The 430-nt window shown below is 61.4% G+C and carries 1 protein-coding gene; it reads right to left on the minus strand.

Annotation, left to right across the window (positions count from 1 at the left end; all coding sequences use genetic code 11):
• The coding region (locus GR198_RS36460; RefSeq protein WP_164043460.1) for an ATP-binding cassette domain-containing protein at window positions 1-331 on the minus strand (331 nt) is incomplete at its 3' end.
• Window positions 332-430: the final 99 nt, after the last annotated feature.

Consider the following 430-nt stretch of genomic DNA (forward strand, 5'->3'; position numbering starts at 1 on the left):
CACGCTCCTCCTTGGGAACGCCGCGGATCTCCATGCCAAAAGCGATGTTGCCCGCCACCGTCATGTTCGGATAGAGCGCATAGGACTGGAACACCATGGCGATGTCGCGCTTGGAGGGATGCAGACCACTGATGTCGCGCCCGTCGATCTTGATATCGCCTGAGGTGATCGTCTCCAGCCCGGCAATGGTGTTGAGCAGCGTGGACTTGCCGCAGCCGGACGGGCCAACCAGCACGAGAAAGCCGCCCTTTTCGAGTTCGAGGTCGATCCCCTTGAGAATGTCGACGGCGCCGAAGCGTTTTCTGAGACCGGAGATTTCGAGGAAGGCCATGGATTACCCTTTGACAGCGCCCGCCATCAGACCGCGCACGAAGTAGCGGCCGGCGAGGATATAGACGATGAGCGTCGGCACGGCGGCGATCATCGCCGC

It is taken from the genome of Rhizobium leguminosarum (genome assembly GCF_010668065.1).
GTDB lineage: Bacteria > Pseudomonadota > Alphaproteobacteria > Rhizobiales > Rhizobiaceae > Rhizobium > Rhizobium leguminosarum_S.